Source organism: Klebsiella grimontii, assembly GCF_042137965.1.
GTDB lineage: Bacteria > Pseudomonadota > Gammaproteobacteria > Enterobacterales > Enterobacteriaceae > Klebsiella > Klebsiella grimontii.
The window spans coordinates 2,709,676-2,726,952 of the sequence record NZ_CP169721.1; the positions used below are offsets into that span (position 1 = coordinate 2,709,676).

Below are 17,277 nucleotides of genomic sequence, written 5' to 3' on the forward strand. Positions count from 1 at the left end.
AATAAAATGCGTCACACCCTTGTGGGGAAAGCGATTTTTTCCATAAGCAGCGGTATTCCCTTTGAAGAGTTTATATGTGACAACGTCACTTTATCGTCCCCGGCACGATCCTCTTACAGATATTATTTCTGTTGCCTGAAAGTCACCGGTGTACTGCGCCGTTATCGCGTTTTAAATATCTACCGCCCTCACAGATAGAAATTTTATATGACCGATGCGAACTTGATCACTTGACTGGTCAAGTGGGGCGGGCCTATGTTGAAAGCACCTTCTTATCCGTTCCGGGGAGTAAGTAACATGGGCATCATTCGAACGTTAAACGGGGATATTTCCGCTCATCAGCTGGGTGTCACCTACAGCCACGACCATATCTACTGTATTCCGCCCTATTGGGCCGAGCGTCAGGATGACGATCTGTTACTCGACGATCCGCAGGCATCAGAGCGTGAATTAAGCGACTTTCGTGAGGCGGGCGGCCGCGCCATCTATGACGCCACCGCGCCGGACTATGGTCGTCAGGCCGCAGCCGTCGCCGCCATGGCGCAGCGCCAGCAGCTGCACATCATCGCCACCGCCGGTTTCAACAAAGGTTTTCTCTGGAGCAGCAAGCGGCCAGGCTCAGCGCAGACTTTTGCCGAGTGGATCGAACATTCAGAGATTGATGAACTGGTTGAGCACGTCTGTCGCGAGGTCACAGAGGGAATAGAGGGCACCGCGCATCGGGCCGGCGTGGTGAAGTGCGGCACCGGCTACAACACCATTTCCCCGCTGGAAGAAAAAACCATGGAGGTTATCGTTCGCGCCCAGCAGCGCACCGGCGCGCCAATGCACAGCCATACGGAAATGGGGACGATGGGACTCGAGCAGGCGCGGATCTTCAAAAAATGGGGGCTGGATTTATCCCGCTTATGTTTTGCTCATATGGATCGCAACCCCGATCCCTGGCTGCACCGTCAGATCGCCAACACCGGGGCGTTTCTCTCTTTCGACGGTATCAGCCGCATCAAATACCACCCTGAGCATATCCGCACCCAGGCCATCCTGGCGCTGTGCCAGCGGGGTTATCAAAAACAGATTTTAATCGGCGGTGATTTTGCCCGTAAATCAATGAGCGTGCACTACGGCAAGGGGGGGCTGGGGCTGAAGTTCATCCTTAACGACTGGCGGCCAAGGTTCCTTGAAGAGGCGCGGGAAGCCGGATTTGACGGCGAAGCGTTGCTGCACGATTTTTTCGTCGACAACCCGGCTCGTTACCTCGCTTTTGCCTGAGGAGACGTCATGAAGCTGCATCATTTAAACGAACGCGAGGCCAGGCGGGCGCTACAAAAGGCGCGGATAGCCTTATTGCCGCTCGGCGCCGTCGAACCGCACGGCGACCACCTGCCGCTGGATACCGATAACCTGCTGGCCGAGCGGTTCTGCGCGCTGCTTGATGACCAGCTGGGCGAGTGCGCCCTGAGCCTGCCGGTCGTTTCCTACAGCCAGGTCTGGTCCCTGCGCGGCCACGCGGGCGCGATTGATATCGGTAATGAGCGGCTGACCTCGCTGCTGGTGTCGCTGGCGGAAAACATGGCCAGCTACGGTATCACCACCACGGCGGTGATTAACGCGCATTACGGTAATTTCGACGCCATTAAAGCCGCTTCCCGTCAGCTTAAGGAGCAGGGCATCACGCTACTTGGCTACAGCTGGGCGGGGATGGATGAGGAGGTAAAAAAGCGGCAAACCTCGGCGGTGGCTTATCCCGGTTATATGCATGCCGACGAAGTCGAGACCTCATTGATGCTGGCGCTAGCGCCGGAATTCGTCAACATGACAGAAGCTCGGCAACACTATCCTGATTTTCCGCAGAATTTTCGTTATCAGCCGATACCCTGGACCGCGTTCTCTGATTATGCGGTGCTGGGCGATCCGACTGCCGCCAGCGAAGAGAAAGGGCGCGCGTTTGTCCAGCGGGCGCTGGAGACCACGCTGGTTTCCATCCGCCAGCATTTAGCGCAAGGAGCCTCTCATGATTGAGCGTCAGGCAATAAACGTCGACTGTGCGGCCAACAGCCCGGAAGAGGCCATCCGCGAGGCGGGGAACGCGCTGTGCCGCGCGGGAGCCTGCAGCCCGCAATACGTCCAGGCAATGGTCGATAGCTACCGCGAGCTGGGCCCGTATTTTGTCATTGCCCCCGGGCTGGCCCTGCCGCATGCCCGCCCGGAACAGGGGGCGATGAAAGCGCAGATCAGCGCGATCAGGCTGCGCGAACCGCTGGCGTTTGGTCATGCGGAAAACGATCCGGTGCAGGTGGTGCTGGGCCTGTCGGCAACCAGCAGCGATGCGCATATCCGCCTTATCCAGCATATCGTCACCGTACTCAGCGATGAAAATAACCTGCATACCCTGATGCATTCTCGCGACCCAGAACAACTTTATCGGCTGTTAGCCAGCGGCTCGCAGCGTTTGTAGCGTGATTAACACGGAGTGAATAGCGATGAAAATTCTGACAGTCTGTGGTTTAGGTATGGGCTCCAGCCTGATTTTAAAAATGAACGTTGAGGCGGTGTTAAAACAGCACGGGATTCAGGCCTCCGTGGAACATATGGATGTCTCTTCCGCCGCGTCGGCCAACGCCGATGTGGTGATAACCAACGCGGAACTGGTAGATAACCTTAAGCATCTGTCCTGCCCGGTGGTGGTGGTGAACAACTATATCGACAACGCGGAAATCACCGCGGCGCTGACGCAGGCGAACATTCTGCCCGCGGGAGAGCCATCATGAGCGAGTTTCTTGGCGTACTGCGCTGGATAACCATCAATATCTTTGGTGAAGCGTCGATTTTAATTGGCCTGATTGTCTTGCTCGGCCTGGTGCTGCAAAAGAAATCGCTGGCGGATATTGTGTCCGGCACGCTGAAGGGGATCCTGGGCTTTCTGATCATCGGCGCGGGGGCCGGGATTATCGTCTCCGCGCTGTTGATATTTCAACCGATCTGGACCGAAGTCTTCGGGCTGAGCTCGATGAACCTGACCAATATTATCGGCCAGGCGCGCTTCAGCGAACGCTACGGCAGCAGCGTGACCATCGCCATTGCCGGCGGATTCGCCATTAATTTGCTGCTGGCCCGGCTGACGCGCTTTAAGTACATCTACCTGACCGGACATATGATGTTCTGGACCACGATGATCTTTGCCGGAGTGATGGTGAACACCGCGCCCGCTATTTCCGCAGTACAGCTGACGCTGATGCTGACGGTTATTATGGGCGTGTACTGGACCTTACAGCCCGCGCTGGTTCAGCCCTGGGTGCGGAAAATCACCGGTAACGACAACGTGGCCCTGGGGCATACTTCCGCCTCGGTCGCGCTGCTGGGGGCGATTTTCGGCCAGATATTTGCCCGCAACAAAATCAGCTCCGAGGATATTAAAGTTCCTAAAAAGCTCGGTTTTTTGCGCGATTCCAACGTGGTGACCGCGTTAACCATGGCGCTGTTGTTCTTTATTGGCACCTTTATTCTGCAGATAAAAGGTACGCCGAAAGCCGCGGAGATCCTGGCGCAATCGGGCGACCTGAGTTTCTACATTTATGCCCTCAAACAATCGCTGATGTTTACCGGCGGCATCGCCGTGGTGCTGCTTGGCGTACGGATGTTTATTGGCGAAATGGTGCCGGCGTTTAACGGCATCGGCTCGCGGCTGGTCCCCGGCGCAAAACCGGCGCTCGACTGCCCGATACTGTTCAACTTTGCGCCAAACGCGGTGGTGCTGGGCTTTGTCGGCGCGTTTGTTGGCTCGCTGCTGTGGCTGACCCTGATAGGCCGCTATACCGGCTACGTCTTTATTCCCAGCATGATCGTGATTTTCTTTCACGCCGGGACGGCGGGGGTCTTCGGCAATATTACCGGAGGCTATAAAGGCGCGCTGCTGGCGGGGTTTATCACCTCCACCGTGGTCGCCTGGGGGCAGTATTTCTGCGTCACCGGCTTTATCGACAGAACGATCCCGGATACCGCGCTGTGGGCGGGCGACAGTGATATGTTTGTCCTCGCGCCGGTCATTCATCTTTTAACCCGCATGCTGACGTTCTGATATCGGGAGGAAGTCTATGAGTCAGGCACTGAAACAGTACTACCGCCAGATCCGCCAGAAGCTGGCGTTGCTTGAGCAGCGCCCCGATGATCTCACCCGGGCGGCGGAAACCATGACCGCAAGCATTCTGGCCCAGCGCAACATCTTTGTCTTTGGCGCCAGCCACGCAGGAATTCTGGCGGAGGAGATGAGCTATCGGGCGGGCGGCCTGGCCATTATCAATCCGCTTTTCACGCCTGCGCTGATGCTTAACGTCAGGCCATTAACCCTCACCAGCGCGGTGGAAAACGTGGAAAATCTCGGCCGGGTACTGGTGGAGCAGTCGCCGCTAAGGGCTGACGATACGCTGCTGATCCACTCGGTTTCCGGGCGGAATGCCATTACCATTGACGTCGCGCTGGCGGCGAAAGCCTGCGGCGCAAAAGTTATCGCGATTACCAGCCTGGCGACGGCGGCGCGCGTGACCTCTCGCCACTCCAGCGGCAAACTGCTGGTGGATATTGCCGATATCACCATTGATAACCACTGCGAGTATGGCGATGCGGCGGTGAGCCTGCCGGGGATGGCGCAGAAAGCCGCGCCGCTCTCCACCATCATGGGCGCGGCTATCGCCAACAGCCTGGTATTACGTATTTGCGAAATCATGTTGGAAAATGCGCGCACGCCGCCCATTCTCGCCAGCGCAAACATAGACGGTAATCAGGCGATAAATCAGGATATACTGAGCGCTTACAGGAGCCAGATACACTACCTCTGAGTTGGAGCACAAGTATGTTTGAGTCGGATGGACTCCCTCTCTATTTAAGGATAAAAGACGTTATCCTGCAGCGGATCCTCTCTTTTACCTATGACGATAAGCTCCCGGGCGAACTGCTGCTCGCCGGGGAGTTCAAGGTCGCGCGCGGCACCATTAAACAGGCGATAGATTCGCTGGCCAGTATTGGCATGGTGTACCGCGAGCAGGGTAAAGGGACGTTTATCAACCGCGATGCGCTGCAGAAATACTACACCGACCTCCCGGACGTACTGACGAGCTTTGCTGAGCCCGGTGAGATAGCCGTAGAAGTACTGTCGCTGATTTCGACCATGGCCGACCGCCAGGTGGCGGAGCAAATGGGGCTGGATTTAGGCTGTCAGCTGATGCGTCTGGAACGGTTGTTAGTGCAGGGCGATCGGCCGGTTGGCCATGTGCTGACGTGGCTTAATGGCCGTATTTACAACGATCTCAGCCACGTGGACGGCAGCCGATCGCTATACAAGCAGCTGCGGGAAACGTTCGGCTACTCGCCGGCCAACGCCACGGAGCGCTATACGCCGGTGTGCTGCGATAGCCGCACGGCAGGATTGTTAAATATCAAACCGGGAGCGCCGCTGTTTCGCATTGAACGGGTGGCCCGCGATCTGGATGATGTGGTGCTTGAATACAGCGTCACGCATACCCTTGACGCCAGCCTGTCGCTGCAAATCGCCACCAGCCAGAGCAGCATGAGCCAGCAGTGGGCCTGCACCATCGAAAAAGGGCGTTAATCCGCCTCCCAGGCGAGAATATCGACTGGCAGATTTTTGCCAGCGTATCGAAGCGCGAGGAAGAGGCGAAAAACTGAATCGTAGGTTGCTCGCGCGACGCCGGCTGACGGTTAAAATCATGCTGTTTCAGGGGATAACGCGTGCGGCTCTCAGCTGCGCGAACAGGCGGAAAAACATGTCGTCGGTGGCCCGCATGTCCGTGAAGCCCGCCCGGCGCAGTTTGCTGCCATCGCCAAACATGTCGTAGTTCCAGCTAAAGACGAAATCGGCAAACGTACCGTCGTTCAGCCGTAAAATATCCGCCTCCACCAGATCCTGCCCGGCCAGTTCGCGCCACTGCGCGCGGTAATCGACAAACAGCTGGTGAAAGGAGAGCCTGACCGGCGGCGCGGAAGGCAGTTCAAACCAGTCCGCGATGCGCGGCCACAGCTCGCACCAGCGCCAGAGGTCGCCGTTATTGACGTTGAACGCCTGATTTTCCGCCTGCGGCGAGGTGGCGGCCCACAGCGTGGCCTCCGCCAGCAATCCGCCGTCAGTATGATCGACGATACTGCGCCAGGTTTGTTCCGAGCCGGGGAAGCGCAGCGGTAAATTCTGCGCCCGACACAGCGAGGCGTAGAGCGCGATGCTCAGCGCGAGATTCATGGCGTTGCCGGGCACCGTGCTGCCGACCACGCCCGGCCTGAGCGCACTCCAGCGCCACGTTTTTCCGTGCTGGAACTGGCTGAGCCACGTGAGCTGAGCGGCATTAAATTCGGCCCCGGGTACGCCGGGATCGCTTTCTCGCGCCGGGGTTTTGAACGGACCAAGATGCGCGCCATAAACTTTATATCCCTGCATCAGGCTTACCGTGCGCAGCGGTGAGGTTTTCTCGATGTTGCTGACCAGATTGCGCAGCATGGCGACGTTCGGTTCAACCATTTCCGTCCAGTTCGCCGCGTTCAACCATGCGCTGTAAAAAATGTGGGTGATGCCGTTGAGCGATTGCAGTTTCTGCGCGCTGTCCCGCGCATCGAGTAAATCGACGTTAATAACGGGAATGTCATCCGGGTGAGGCGAGGCATGGCGGCTGAGGCCAATGACCTCCCACCGATGGCGCAACAGCGTTTTCACTAGCTGTCTGCCTACAATGCCGCTGGCGCCGGCGACCAGCGCGATCCTGGGTTGCGGTTTCTTATTCACGTTGCTTCTCCAAAGGGGGGACAGAGGCAGTGTGATATATTATTTTTTTCACGCATATCCCATAAATTCGATGGTACTTATAAGAAGAATCATTAAATGAATAATAAGCTCAACGCCATTGCCACCTTCCTGCGCGTCGTCGAAGCGGGATCTTTTTCGGCGGCGGCCCGCCAGTGCGGGATGAAACAATCCGCAGTCAGCCAGCAGATCGCGGCGCTGGAGGAGGAGCTCGGGGTGGTCTTGCTGCATCGAACGACGCGGGCGATGGCGTTGACCGAGCAGGGGGAAAGCTACCGGCGCGATATGCAGCTTTTGCTGGAAGCGATGCGCGACGCTGAAAGGCGCTTAAACCCCAGCGAGAGTCAGCGGCAAGGCAGGGTACATGTGCAGCTACCGAGCGGCCTGGGACAGATCTTTTTGCCGCACCTGCTGGCGCTGCAGAAAATGACCCCCGGGCTGCATCTGACGCTTTCACTTGATGACCGCATTGCCGATCTGGTTACTGAAGGGGTGGATGTCGCGCTGCGGTTAAGCAGTGAACCGCCTCAAGGGCATGCGGCGCGCGTGCTGGCGCGTATTGAAACCGCGCTATTCGCCGCCCCGGGTTTTAAAGAACTGCATTGCGTGAGCGAACTGGCTGCCCATCCGCACGTACGTTTCAGCGGCATCGCGCAGGACGCGCCGCTGCGGCTGGTCTCGGGTGATAAAACGGTCGATGTGAAAGTCAATACCGTGTTTCGGGCTAACACCAGCGAAGCGCTGCTGCAGGCGCTGGAGTCCGGTATTGGTATCGGTGGCATGCAGTTGCCCCTCGCGGCCAACGCTTTACAATCCGCCAGGCTGGTGCCGGTCTTACCCGCCTGGCGATTACCCGATCGCTTCCTCTATGCGGTTTACCCTGACGCCCGCTTTATTCCGCAGCGGGTCAGAAGCATTATCAGCGTGATTGAGCAATTACTGCCCAAGATAACGGGGAGTCGCTAAAAACGGGGGGATCTCTTCTTGCGCGATAGGGAGTAGAGTGGCCTGTGTTGTTGCTGAAAAAGGCGTCTTTACGATGAATCCCTATGAAAAAATGTACCGCCAGCTGCTGGAAAATGGCGCCATCGCCTGGGCTGGCGAGGGTTACTTAAGGGCAAAGAAACAACAGGAGCGGGTGTTTAGCTGGCTTGATTTACAGCAGTACTTTCCCCAACCCGGAGCGCCAGTCCTTGAGCTGGGGTGCGGGAATGGCGCCATGGCAGCGCAGTACTTTGCTGAACGAGGCTATTCCGTGTGGGGGATGGATTTGTCCGCAACCGCGATCCGCTGGGCAGAAAATCGTTTTCAGCAAGCGGGGCTGGCGGCTCAATTTTTTGTCGGGGATGTCTGCCATATTCATCAGTGCCAGGATGCGACGTTTGAGCTCATTATCGATGGCAGCTGTACGCATTGCCTGATTGACGAAGCTCGCCACCTTTGCTTTGCCGAAGTCAGAAGATTGCTCAGGCCGGGAGGACGGTTTGTCGTCGGTTCGATGTGCGGAACCCCTCGCCGCCCGGAAGACGTGGCCGCTTACGATCCCATTCGCCATCATTTATTGAAAGAGGGTCAACCCTGGCGTACGCTGCGACCGCTCCAGGCTCTCCTGGACGAGATCCGCGATGAACATTTTGATGTGCTTGAGGTGAACGTCAATGAGAACCCATGGTGGGATCATGCGACCGTGGTATGTTGCGTAAAATAAGCCCCGGAGAGTCGGTTTATGGCCGTTTTGAGCACCAGTCGGGCGGTGTAAAAGCGGACATCAAGGTTGTCCGCAATTTCCCGCAGGTATGACGTGTTAAAACGCCATCAGGTTATGACGCCTTAGGCGACGAAAATTTTGCCGCGATCGCTTCAGCCGTGGGCTGAATACCGCCCAGACTCCACTGTTCCGGCTCATGCTCGTCAATACGCACCCAGACTGAACGCCGAAATTCAGGATCGCCTTTCCCTTCGATTTCGACAATCAGATCGGTCATGCGGCGTAAAAGTTCTTTTTTTTGCTCCGGGTTCATAATTCCTTTAATGGTTTGTACATTGACGAAGGGCATTGTATTCTCCTTAATAATCTAGGTCTAAAATTCATACTCAGATTAGAGAGCGAAAGCGGACATGTCAAAAAATAATTCAGTAACGTACTTACTACCGGAGCTGTGCGGGCTTTCTGCGGCAGCGGAAATCCTGGGAGATCAGTGGGTTTTGTTGATTTTAAGAGAGGCTTTATACGGCGTGACCCGCTTTGAAACGATCCGCTCGCATACAAAAATGCCTAAGCAGACGTTGGCAAACCGGTTAAAGAAAATGACGGAGCTGGGTTTACTGAGCAAAACGCCCTATCAGGAAGAAGGGGCGCGCGAACGTTATGAGTATATTCTTACGCCAAAAAGCCGCAGCCTGGCGCCGATCCTGTTTTCCCTGATGGCGTGGGGGCATAAAAATATCCTGCATGATGAGCCTCATATTGCCCTGGTGGATAAAGAGAGCGGGGACTTTGTCCACAACGCCTTTGTGACGACAAAAGGCACCGTTGTTGACTCTCAGAACATCCAGATAGTGACTCTTAAGGTTAGCAACCCGTAGCGCTGGCAACAAAAGCGGCAAACGTTGTCAGCTTGAGCGGGGAGGCGTAATATACGAAACATATATAAAACGTTATGGTATGTATAAATGGGTATTGTAAAAATTTCCGACCTGCTGCACGACGATATTCGTGATGCCAGCAAGGCGATGTCGCGTTCGGTCAACGCCCAGGCGGAGTACTGGATCCGTCTGGGTATGATGAGCGAACTCTATCCCGAACTTAACCATCAGCAGATCAAGCTGATGATGCTGAAGTCCGGCTCCGACCGCTTGCTGGAGGTGATCAATGCTATCAATTCCCATTAAGACCGCGGACGAACTGGCCAGACAGCGCCGCGCAGGCGAGCTGTTGGCCTCGGTTTTCGACATGCTGGATACCTTTATTCAGCCCGGTATCTCCACCATGGCCATCAACAACCGGGTGGAGGATTTTATCGTCAACGATCTGCATTCACGCCCGGCCAGCAAAGGGCAGTATGATTTCCCCTACGTGCTGAATACGTCGATCAACGAAGTGGTTTGTCACGGTATGCCAAAGGAGAGCGAGCATCTGAAATCCGGCATGATTGTGAACGTGGATATTACGCTGGAAAAAGAGGGGCTGATTGCCGATTCCAGCAAAATGTACCTGATTGGCGACGTTTCGCCGCTGGCCCGTCGGCTGGTGCTGAAAACTTACGAAGCGATGTGGAAAGGGATCAAGGTTGTCAGGCCGGGCGCGACGCTGGGCGATATCGGCCATGCGATTCAGACGTATGTCGAAGGCAACGGCTATAGCGTGGTCAGGGAGTACTGCGGCCACGGCGTAGGGAGAGAGATGCATGAAGATCCTCAGGTGCTGCATTACGGTATACCCGGCACCGGCGCCGTACTTAAGGAAGGGATGGTGTTTACCATTGAACCGATGGTGAATCAGGGCGATAGCCGGATTAAAACCAAAAAAGACGGCTGGACGGTGGTCACCCGCGATAAAAAGCTGTCCGCGCAGTGGGAGCATACCGTCGCCGTCACCGCGGAGGGATTCGAGGTTCTGACCCTGCGTAAAGATGAAGTGATTCCAGACTAGCCCCAACAACAGGTTTCACGCACGGGCAGTGAAACCTGTCAGACCGCGACTACACGGGCATCTCTTTACGGCCCATGTAGCGCTCTTTCCATAATGCCCCGGCTACGCCGATATCCAGGAACGGGGAAGGCGGCATAAAGTTTGCCTGGCCGAGCGACTGCATGGCGGCGATCAGCGGGTTGTCCTGTCCCATCGCCAGATCGGCAAGTAGCGTCCCGGCGATGGTTTGTTTGGATACCCCGGCGCCGTTACAGCCTCCGGCTGTCCATACCTTCGGCGCAAGCTCTCCCCAGACCGGCGCGCCGTTGCGGGTGACGCTGATGGTCCCGGACCAGGTTCGCTCCAGCGTGACATCCCGTAGCTGCGGATAGGCCGTGTGGAACAGCGCCAGATGCTGGCGCGCGGCGGTGGCGGTCTGCCCGGCGGTAATCACGCCGCGCAATGCCGGATCGACATGCTGGCGAACCAGGAAACGATGATCGTGGGTATAGCGTAGCGTGGCCCCGGCGATAGCATTGACCGGCGTTAACCCCCAACTTTCCATTTCTGGCAGGCGCTGACGCTGCTCCGCCGTGAGCGGGGCGGTAATGCTGGCGTAGGTCGCCATTGACGCCTGACGGCTCACGGTCGGCGAGAGTTCGCGGGAGAGGGCATTGGTCGCCAGCATGACCTGGGCGGCGCGGATTGTACCCTGCAGCGTCGTCACCCTGACGCCGCCGTTTTCCTGGCGCATAGCCAGCGCCGGGGTCTGATGGTAAACGGTGACGTTTTCCGGCAGATGACGCGCGAGGCCCGCGATCAGTTTTGCCGGGTTGACCAGAATACAGCCGGGAGTATAGATCCCTTTACTGTAGAGGCGGGTTCCCAGCTTCTGGTACAGCGCTTCGCCGTCCAGCAGGCTGTAGGGCTCCTGCATCAGCTGCAGGTTATCCACGTACTCCTTCATAATGGCTTCGCTGGACGGATCTATCTGGCAGTGGTATTTGCCGACGTTTTCCCATTCGCAGGCGATCTGGTGCTCGGTCACCGTTTCATCGAGCAGGCGGATCCCTTCCTGCAACAGGGCGCGGTAATCCTGCGCTTTTTTCAGCTCGGCGGTAGAGCTGCCGATATTGTGCGGCAGGCCGATAATAAAGCCGGAATTTCGCGCTGAGGAGCTGGTCGCGGCGCATTCAGCGTCGATGAGCACGATATTCAGCTGCGGATTGAGGCTAGCCAGCCGGCGGGCAAAGCTGACGCCGGCATAGCCGGAACCGACTATCACCCAGTCGGCCTGGATGTCGCCGCTCAGCTGCGGTTGTCTGTGATGGTCAATGTCGTTGAGCGGCCATCCCACCTGATTCTGATTGAAAGGAACTGATGCAAATCTCACGATAATTCTCCCTGTAGAAAAAAACACCTGCGCGTCAGGTGTGAATAAGCTCGCCGTTCTTCCTTTTATTGGTTTCAATATTGAGCTGGCAAGAATAGCGCCGTGGCCAGGAGAGTTTCTGCAGCAGCGTAATGCTGAATGATAATCACCTGGACAACAATTCAGCAGAATAACAAGGAACGGGCAAAATAACACCTCTTGATGTACGGGTTTAACTTTATCTTTTGCTTGCGATTTAACCTGGAGCGGTTAGTCGGTTCTATCAGCTGCCGCGATAGTGCAACAATTCATATCTTGTCGCTTCCTGTACGAAATTCTGTAGAAATTTTTGCTGTGGATCATGATCGTCCTGGCCACATATCTATAATGTAGCCTCGTCTATAAGGCGTATTTTTGACCAGGTGGTAAAAATATCGCTCCTTCTCGCTCTTCTCTATATAGAACGCCCATCCATTTCATAGGATTTTTCGTCTTTTGAACCCCCTTTTTTGCATTATGTATTAGGAATTTTCTCATGGAAAAATCCTAATGTTATTAAATTCATGGGCATTTGTCCAAGCGACTGAAAAATAACAGTTTTTATTTTTGTGTAACTATGCGTGCGATCTTTTTAAATTATACAAATAGTTTATTTTAAATTATTAGTAATATTTTCACATGCGTTGTCGTATTACCTTACACGCACGGGATTTTATCCTGTTGGATATTTTTTTATAAAATTATTAGCTCGTAATGATCGTTTCAGCAGGTGCATATATTTGATTGTAAGATTTTTCGCGTTAGTATGAATTCGCTGTCAGGAATAAGCGTAACTCGAGAAGAAATATAGAGGTTTTTATCCCTCTATCTGCGTTCAGTCTCTTTGAGGGTTATTTTTCAGGATGGTTATCCAGTAACTTTTAATATAACGGAATGTATTATGAAAATTAGCAAAATTGCATCTGCTGTTGTTCTCACTATGGGTGTTGCCTCTTTCGCAGCTCAGGCCGATCAGGGAAGCGGCAAGGTCACCTTCTGGGGTTCGATTATTGATGCTCCATGCTCAATTAAAAATGGCTACGGCGATCAGCGTATCGAACTGGGTCAGATTTCCAATACGCATTTGGATAACGGCGGTATCTCTACTCCTCGTCCGTTCGACATTGAGCTGGAAAACTGCTCCTTCGCGAAGGATTCAAACGGCGACCCGATGTTTAACACCGTCACTGTCACCTTCAATGGCGGCAACGTTCCTAATGACATGACCATGCTGGCTATTACCGGTCAGGCTGCGGGCGCTGGCGTTCGTATCCAGGATTACTCAGGCACGATGGTGACTTTAGATAAGCCTACTGCCGGGCGCGTTCTTGGCATTGGCGACAACACTCTGAGCTTTAGCGCTTACCTGGAAAAAATCGCGTCAGTGACTAACGTCACTCCGGGTGATTTTGAGGCGGTGACTAACTTTACCCTGGCTTATCAATAAGTCTTAGCCTGTTCTCAAGTAGTTTTATTCGGGCTGCGTCTGCAGCCCGATATTCAGGAGCACAGTCATGGTAAAAATTACGCGTTGCCTGACGTTGAGTCTTTTATTGGCAATATCTTCTGGCGCTGTGGCATCCGATCAGGGCAGAGGGCTTGTCACAATGAATGGTCAAATTCAGGAATCAGCTTGCTCTATTCATACTGATGATATCTGGCAGGAAATACCCTTTGGGGTGATTTCTTATAATGACCTCGACGAGGAAGGCAAAGCGATTATTAAACCCTTCGCTGTTCGTCTGGTGAACTGTTCACTGGAAAGAAGTCATGGCGATTTATGGCAAAGCGTGAACATCACTTTTAGTGGGGAAACGGAGGTATTTCGTCGCGATATATTTAAAGTTTATGGCAATGCTCAGGGGCTTGGGCTACGTATTCACAGCCAGATCGGCGATGTGGCGCAAGACGGCATTCCGATGCCAGCCGTCATGTTACAAAATGACAATAATGAATTGCGTTATTTATTATCGCTGGTGCGCGGCGGAAAATCGTTGTCGGAAGGTGACTGGTACGGAATTATTCGCTTTATGGTAACTTATCAGTAAGTTAAAGCGGTATTAAATGGCTGGGAATCTTTATTCCTCCTCATCCATTTTTCCCGTAATAGATACTTTCCCACTGGTGAATTCTGGTAGGCAATAAATGGATTTAAAAAAATGAAAAAAAGCAGACCACCAGCTTATTACCTGCGGCGTCTGGGTATTTACATTGCTATTGCCATTTTTGGTTCTACATCACCCGTTGTGGCGGTAGAATTTAATGTGGATATTCTGGATTCTGAGGACCGCGAGAATATTGATTTATCCCGCTTTTCTCGGGCCGGATATATTATGCCCGGGACCTACACGCTGAGTATGCGACTTAACGATCGCGGGATTTCCGATCAGGATATTACTTTCGTTGAAAGAACACGCGAGGATCAACTGGTTGTCGAAGCCTGCCTGACGCCTGAACAAGTCGATTTACTTGGGCTGCGTGAAGACGCGCTCAAAATGATTCAGTGGCTTGACGGCGGTCGTTGCGCCGATTTCAGCGCGCTTGAAGGTATTGTCTTACGCGGCGACCTGGCCGAATCCTCCTTGCAGGTTGCCATGCCTCAGGCATGGCTGGAGTACCAGGATGCTTCCTGGCTGCCTGTTTCCCGCTGGGAAGAGGGTATTCCTGGCCTGCTATTTGATTACAACCTCAACACTAACGTCACCTTCCCACGGCGCGGGAATCAGAGCCAGAGTGCCAGCGTCAGCGGCACCACCGGGGTGAACCTGGGTCCATGGCGCTTAAGAGGGGATTATCAGGGAAGTTATTACAACACCACTGGACGGCCGAACAGTACCAACCGTGATTTTGACTGGAGCCGATTCTACGCCTATCGCGCGCTGCCTGGCATTATGTCAAAGCTTACCGTTGGTGAAGATTATCTCACTTCCGATCTTTTTGATTCGTGGCGCTACACCGGGTTATCGCTGGTCAGCGATGAAAGCCAGCTGCCGCCGAAACTGCGCGGTTATGCCCCTGAAGTTTCGGGTATCGCGCGGACGAACGCGAAGGTTACGGTCACCCAGCAAGGGCGAGTGATCTATGAAAGTACCGTTGCGGCGGGGCCGTTCCGTATTCAGGAACTGAGCAGCGCCCTGACCGGCAGGCTGGATGTGCGGGTTGAAGAACAGGATGGCTCGGTGCAGACCTTTGCCGTGGATACGGCTCAGGTTCCTTATCTGACGCGTCCCGGCCAGCTTCGTTACAAGCTGACCACCGGTCGGCCAAGGGACTATCGCCACAGTACACAGGGACCTTATTTTGCGACCGGTGAGCTCTCCTGGGGCCTGACGAATGCCTGGTCGGTGTATGGCGGCGGTATTTTCTCGCAGGACTACAACAGCGTGGCACTCGGGGCAGGTCGTGATATGAGCGTCTACGGCACCTTGTCCGCTGACGTTACCCATGCCAGCGCCCGCTTCCCGGGCGATAAAAACCGTCACGGAAGATCCTGGCGGCTCAGCTATTCCAAACGCTTTGATGAACTCAGTAGTGAAGTCACGTTTGCCGGCTACCGATTCTCCGAGCGCAACTATCTCACCATGGGTGAGTATTTAGATATTCGCTACCGGGAAGGTTATATCGGTAACAGTAAAGAGCTGTATACCCTCCAGGCGACCAAGAATTTCGAGGACCTGCGCCTCTCCACCAGTATTAACTGGTCGCATCAGACTTACTGGAACCGCCCGGCGACCGATCGCTACAGCGTTTCTCTTAACAAGTATTTTGATCTGGGCGACTGGAGACATCTTTCGTTATCGCTCAACGCGGCGCGCAGCGAGTTTAACGGACGTAAGGACGACACGGCCTATATTTCGCTCACCATGCCATTTGGTTCAGGCACGGTAGGGTACAACGGAAGCATTAACCGCGACCGCTATACGCAAAACGCCAGCTGGAGCGATCGTCTGGAAAATAATGATTATTACCGCATTAACGCCGGTAACAGCATAGGCGGCGGGCAGGGAACGCGCAGTCAGATGAGCGGCTATTACTCGCACCCTGGCAGTATGGCCGATGTTACTACCAACTTTAACTGGGCACAAAGCCAGTATACCTCTTTTGGTATCTCAGCCAGCGGCGGTATGACCGCAACGGCTGAAGGCGTGGCGCTGCACTCAGGTGGGGTACAGGGGGGGACCCGGCTGATGGTCAGCACCGATGGGGTGAGCGGAGTGCCTGTGGGGTATCAGAGTTACACCAACGCCTTTGGTATCGCGGTGATCCCTGGCGTGCCGAACTATTTCCGCACCAGTGCCGAAATTGACGTTAACCGCTTACCAGACGACGTTGAGACTTCAGGCTCGCCAATTGCTGAGCTGGCGCTTACCGAAGGCGCCATCGGGTTCCGCCGTTTCGATGTGTTAAAGGGCGCGAAAGTCGTCGCCATCCTCAGCCAGGAAGATGGTCGTCATCCGCCGTTTGGCGCGACGGTGCATAACGCCAAAGAGCGCGAGCTGGGAATGGTCAGCGATGGCGGACTGGCCTGGTTGACCGGCGTGAATCCGGATGAGCATTTAACCGTGCACTGGGGCGGTTCCGCCCGGTGTGAAGTCGTACTGCCGCGAGTCCTCCCTGCACAGCAGCTGTTACTGCCATGCAAACCGATATCTCGCGGCTGAGAAAGTGGATGGTGAAGGAATGAAAGTAAATAAAACGACGATGGCTATTCTGCTGGGAACGCTGACGTCAGGTCTGCTGAATGATGCACAGGCGGCGATCGCCCTGGACAGAACGCGGGCGATTTTTCCCGGTTCGCAGAAGAGCATTTCCCTGAACATTACTAACGACAGCACGTCAATGCCTTACCTGGCCCAGGGATGGATTGAAGATGAGCAGGGGAAAAAAATAAGCGGTCCGTTGGTCGTGGTCCCCCCGCTCCAGCGGCTCGAGGCAAAGGGAAAAAGCGTTTTGCGCATTAATGCAATGCCGGACGCGGCGTTATTGCCTCAGGACAGAGAGAGCCTTTTTTATTTCAACGTGCGTGAAGTACCGCCTAAGAGCGACCGACCTAATGTGATGCAGCTGGCGCTGCACACCAAAATAAAGTTGTTTTACCGGCCAAAAGCCATCCTGCCGGAGAAGTATAGCCGTTGGGATAACCAACTGGTGCTGCAGAAGGTGAACGGCGGATATCGGGTGGAGAATCCGACGCCGTATTACATGACGGTGATTGGCATTACCCCCGCGCCGAACATGGCCGTGGCGAAGGGGTTTCAGTCGGTCATGGTCGCGCCAAAATCGACGGCGATGGTGAGCAGTTCGCACTTTACGACGCCGCACGTCACCACGATTAACGACTTCGGCGGTAAACCCACTTTGCCGTTTAGTTGCAACGGTAATGTCTGCCGTGCGGCAGCCAAACCCGCATCCTGATGGAAGCGGGTGTTGGAC

19 protein-coding genes are annotated in these 17,277 nt (G+C 54.8%); 16 read left to right on the top strand and 3 right to left on the bottom strand.

The genetic code is table 11. The features are described from left to right. Positions 1 to 297 precede the first annotated feature (297 nt). The 7 genes from ACE3MN_RS12875 to ACE3MN_RS12905 are packed head-to-tail and all read left to right on the top strand — an operon-like array spanning position 298 to position 5,602. Positions 298 to 1,269, top strand: a complete 972-nt coding sequence (locus tag ACE3MN_RS12875) for a phosphotriesterase (RefSeq protein ID WP_082237120.1) — start codon at positions 298 to 300, stop codon at positions 1,267 to 1,269. Between the two features lie 9 nt (positions 1,270 to 1,278). Continuing rightward, positions 1,279 to 2,019: a creatininase family protein gene (locus ACE3MN_RS12880; RefSeq protein ID WP_049089759.1), complete on the top strand. Its 741-nt coding sequence runs from the start codon at positions 1,279 to 1,281 to the stop codon at positions 2,017 to 2,019. Then, positions 2,012 to 2,455, top strand: a complete 444-nt coding sequence (locus ACE3MN_RS12885) for a PTS sugar transporter subunit IIA (RefSeq protein ID WP_004136382.1) — start codon at positions 2,012 to 2,014, stop codon at positions 2,453 to 2,455. The genes ACE3MN_RS12880 and ACE3MN_RS12885 overlap by 8 nt, the downstream gene beginning before the upstream one ends. Before the next feature lie 25 nt (positions 2,456 to 2,480). After that, complete coding sequence (locus ACE3MN_RS12890; protein WP_004136384.1) at positions 2,481 to 2,768, top strand: PTS sugar transporter subunit IIB; 288 nt, start codon at positions 2,481 to 2,483, stop codon at positions 2,766 to 2,768. Beyond that, positions 2,765 to 4,075 (top strand): PTS ascorbate transporter subunit IIC, encoded by a 1,311-nt coding sequence (locus ACE3MN_RS12895; protein ID WP_154922919.1) that lies wholly within the window; start codon positions 2,765 to 2,767, stop codon positions 4,073 to 4,075. The genes ACE3MN_RS12890 and ACE3MN_RS12895 overlap by 4 nt, the downstream gene beginning before the upstream one ends. A gap of 16 nt (positions 4,076 to 4,091) precedes the next feature. Continuing rightward, on the top strand, positions 4,092 to 4,832 hold the full coding sequence (locus ACE3MN_RS12900) for a sugar isomerase domain-containing protein (protein ID WP_004136388.1): 741 nt from the start codon (positions 4,092 to 4,094) through the stop codon (positions 4,830 to 4,832). A gap of 14 nt (positions 4,833 to 4,846) precedes the next feature. Further along, positions 4,847 to 5,602, top strand: coding sequence for a GntR family transcriptional regulator (locus ACE3MN_RS12905; RefSeq protein WP_024358129.1), 756 nt, complete (start codon positions 4,847 to 4,849; stop codon positions 5,600 to 5,602). Between the two features lie 126 nt (positions 5,603 to 5,728). Here ACE3MN_RS12905 and ACE3MN_RS12910 read toward each other — a convergent pair whose 3' ends face one another. Continuing rightward, complete coding sequence (locus ACE3MN_RS12910; RefSeq protein WP_375364379.1) at positions 5,729 to 6,784, bottom strand: SDR family oxidoreductase; 1,056 nt, start codon at positions 6,782 to 6,784, stop codon at positions 5,729 to 5,731. 96 nt (positions 6,785 to 6,880) lie between these two features. Between ACE3MN_RS12910 and ACE3MN_RS12915 the strand changes: the two genes are divergently transcribed. Both ACE3MN_RS12915 and ACE3MN_RS12920 read left to right on the top strand, forming a co-directional pair. Beyond that, positions 6,881 to 7,768 (top strand): LysR family transcriptional regulator, encoded by an 888-nt coding sequence (locus tag ACE3MN_RS12915; RefSeq protein ID WP_049089764.1) that lies wholly within the window; start codon positions 6,881 to 6,883, stop codon positions 7,766 to 7,768. Between the two features lie 73 nt (positions 7,769 to 7,841). Continuing rightward, the gene (locus tag ACE3MN_RS12920) at positions 7,842 to 8,510 is read left to right on the top strand and encodes a class I SAM-dependent methyltransferase (protein WP_098362713.1); all 669 of its coding nucleotides are present in this window, start codon (positions 7,842 to 7,844) and stop codon (positions 8,508 to 8,510) included. A 112-nt stretch (positions 8,511 to 8,622) separates the two neighbouring features. Here the strand turns inward: ACE3MN_RS12920 and ACE3MN_RS12925 are convergent, their stop codons facing one another. Beyond that, positions 8,623 to 8,859 (bottom strand): tautomerase family protein, encoded by a 237-nt coding sequence (locus ACE3MN_RS12925; protein ID WP_004136398.1) that lies wholly within the window; start codon positions 8,857 to 8,859, stop codon positions 8,623 to 8,625. 61 nt (positions 8,860 to 8,920) lie between these two features. Between ACE3MN_RS12925 and ACE3MN_RS12930 the strand changes: the two genes are divergently transcribed. The 3 genes from ACE3MN_RS12930 to map all read left to right on the top strand — a co-directional run bounded on the left by ACE3MN_RS12930 (position 8,921) and on the right by map (position 10,454). Continuing rightward, on the top strand, positions 8,921 to 9,388 hold the full coding sequence (locus tag ACE3MN_RS12930) for a helix-turn-helix domain-containing protein (RefSeq protein ID WP_024358132.1): 468 nt from the start codon (positions 8,921 to 8,923) through the stop codon (positions 9,386 to 9,388). 87 nt (positions 9,389 to 9,475) lie between these two features. Continuing rightward, positions 9,476 to 9,694 (top strand): ParD-like family protein, encoded by a 219-nt coding sequence (locus ACE3MN_RS12935; protein ID WP_004102160.1) that lies wholly within the window; start codon positions 9,476 to 9,478, stop codon positions 9,692 to 9,694. Further along, a complete protein-coding gene (gene map / locus ACE3MN_RS12940) occupies positions 9,675 to 10,454 on the top strand; it encodes a type I methionyl aminopeptidase (protein WP_004136403.1) in 780 nt (259 codons plus the stop codon). The genes ACE3MN_RS12935 and map overlap by 20 nt, the downstream gene beginning before the upstream one ends. 49 nt (positions 10,455 to 10,503) lie before the next feature. Here map and ACE3MN_RS12945 read toward each other — a convergent pair whose 3' ends face one another. Then, positions 10,504 to 11,826: an NAD(P)/FAD-dependent oxidoreductase gene (locus ACE3MN_RS12945; protein ID WP_375364380.1), complete on the bottom strand. Its 1,323-nt coding sequence runs from the start codon at positions 11,824 to 11,826 to the stop codon at positions 10,504 to 10,506. A gap of 919 nt (positions 11,827 to 12,745) precedes the next feature. Between ACE3MN_RS12945 and ACE3MN_RS12950 the strand changes: the two genes are divergently transcribed. The 4 genes from ACE3MN_RS12950 (at position 12,746) to ACE3MN_RS12965 (ending at position 17,259) form a co-directional block, all read left to right on the top strand. Beyond that, positions 12,746 to 13,291, top strand: a complete 546-nt coding sequence (locus ACE3MN_RS12950) for a fimbrial protein (RefSeq protein ID WP_004136407.1) — start codon at positions 12,746 to 12,748, stop codon at positions 13,289 to 13,291. A gap of 67 nt (positions 13,292 to 13,358) precedes the next feature. Next, positions 13,359 to 13,892, top strand: coding sequence for a fimbrial protein (locus tag ACE3MN_RS12955; RefSeq protein ID WP_024358135.1), 534 nt, complete (start codon positions 13,359 to 13,361; stop codon positions 13,890 to 13,892). A gap of 111 nt (positions 13,893 to 14,003) precedes the next feature. Further along, entirely contained in the window at positions 14,004 to 16,505 is a 2,502-nt protein-coding gene (locus ACE3MN_RS12960) for a fimbria/pilus outer membrane usher protein (RefSeq protein WP_049100421.1), read from the top strand. 19 nt (positions 16,506 to 16,524) lie between these two features. Then, positions 16,525 to 17,259 carry a fimbria/pilus periplasmic chaperone gene (locus ACE3MN_RS12965; protein WP_049086055.1) on the top strand — a complete coding sequence of 245 codons (735 nt, stop codon included), beginning with the start codon at positions 16,525 to 16,527 and terminating at the stop codon, positions 17,257 to 17,259. The last annotated feature ends 18 nt before the right edge of the window (positions 17,260 to 17,277 follow it).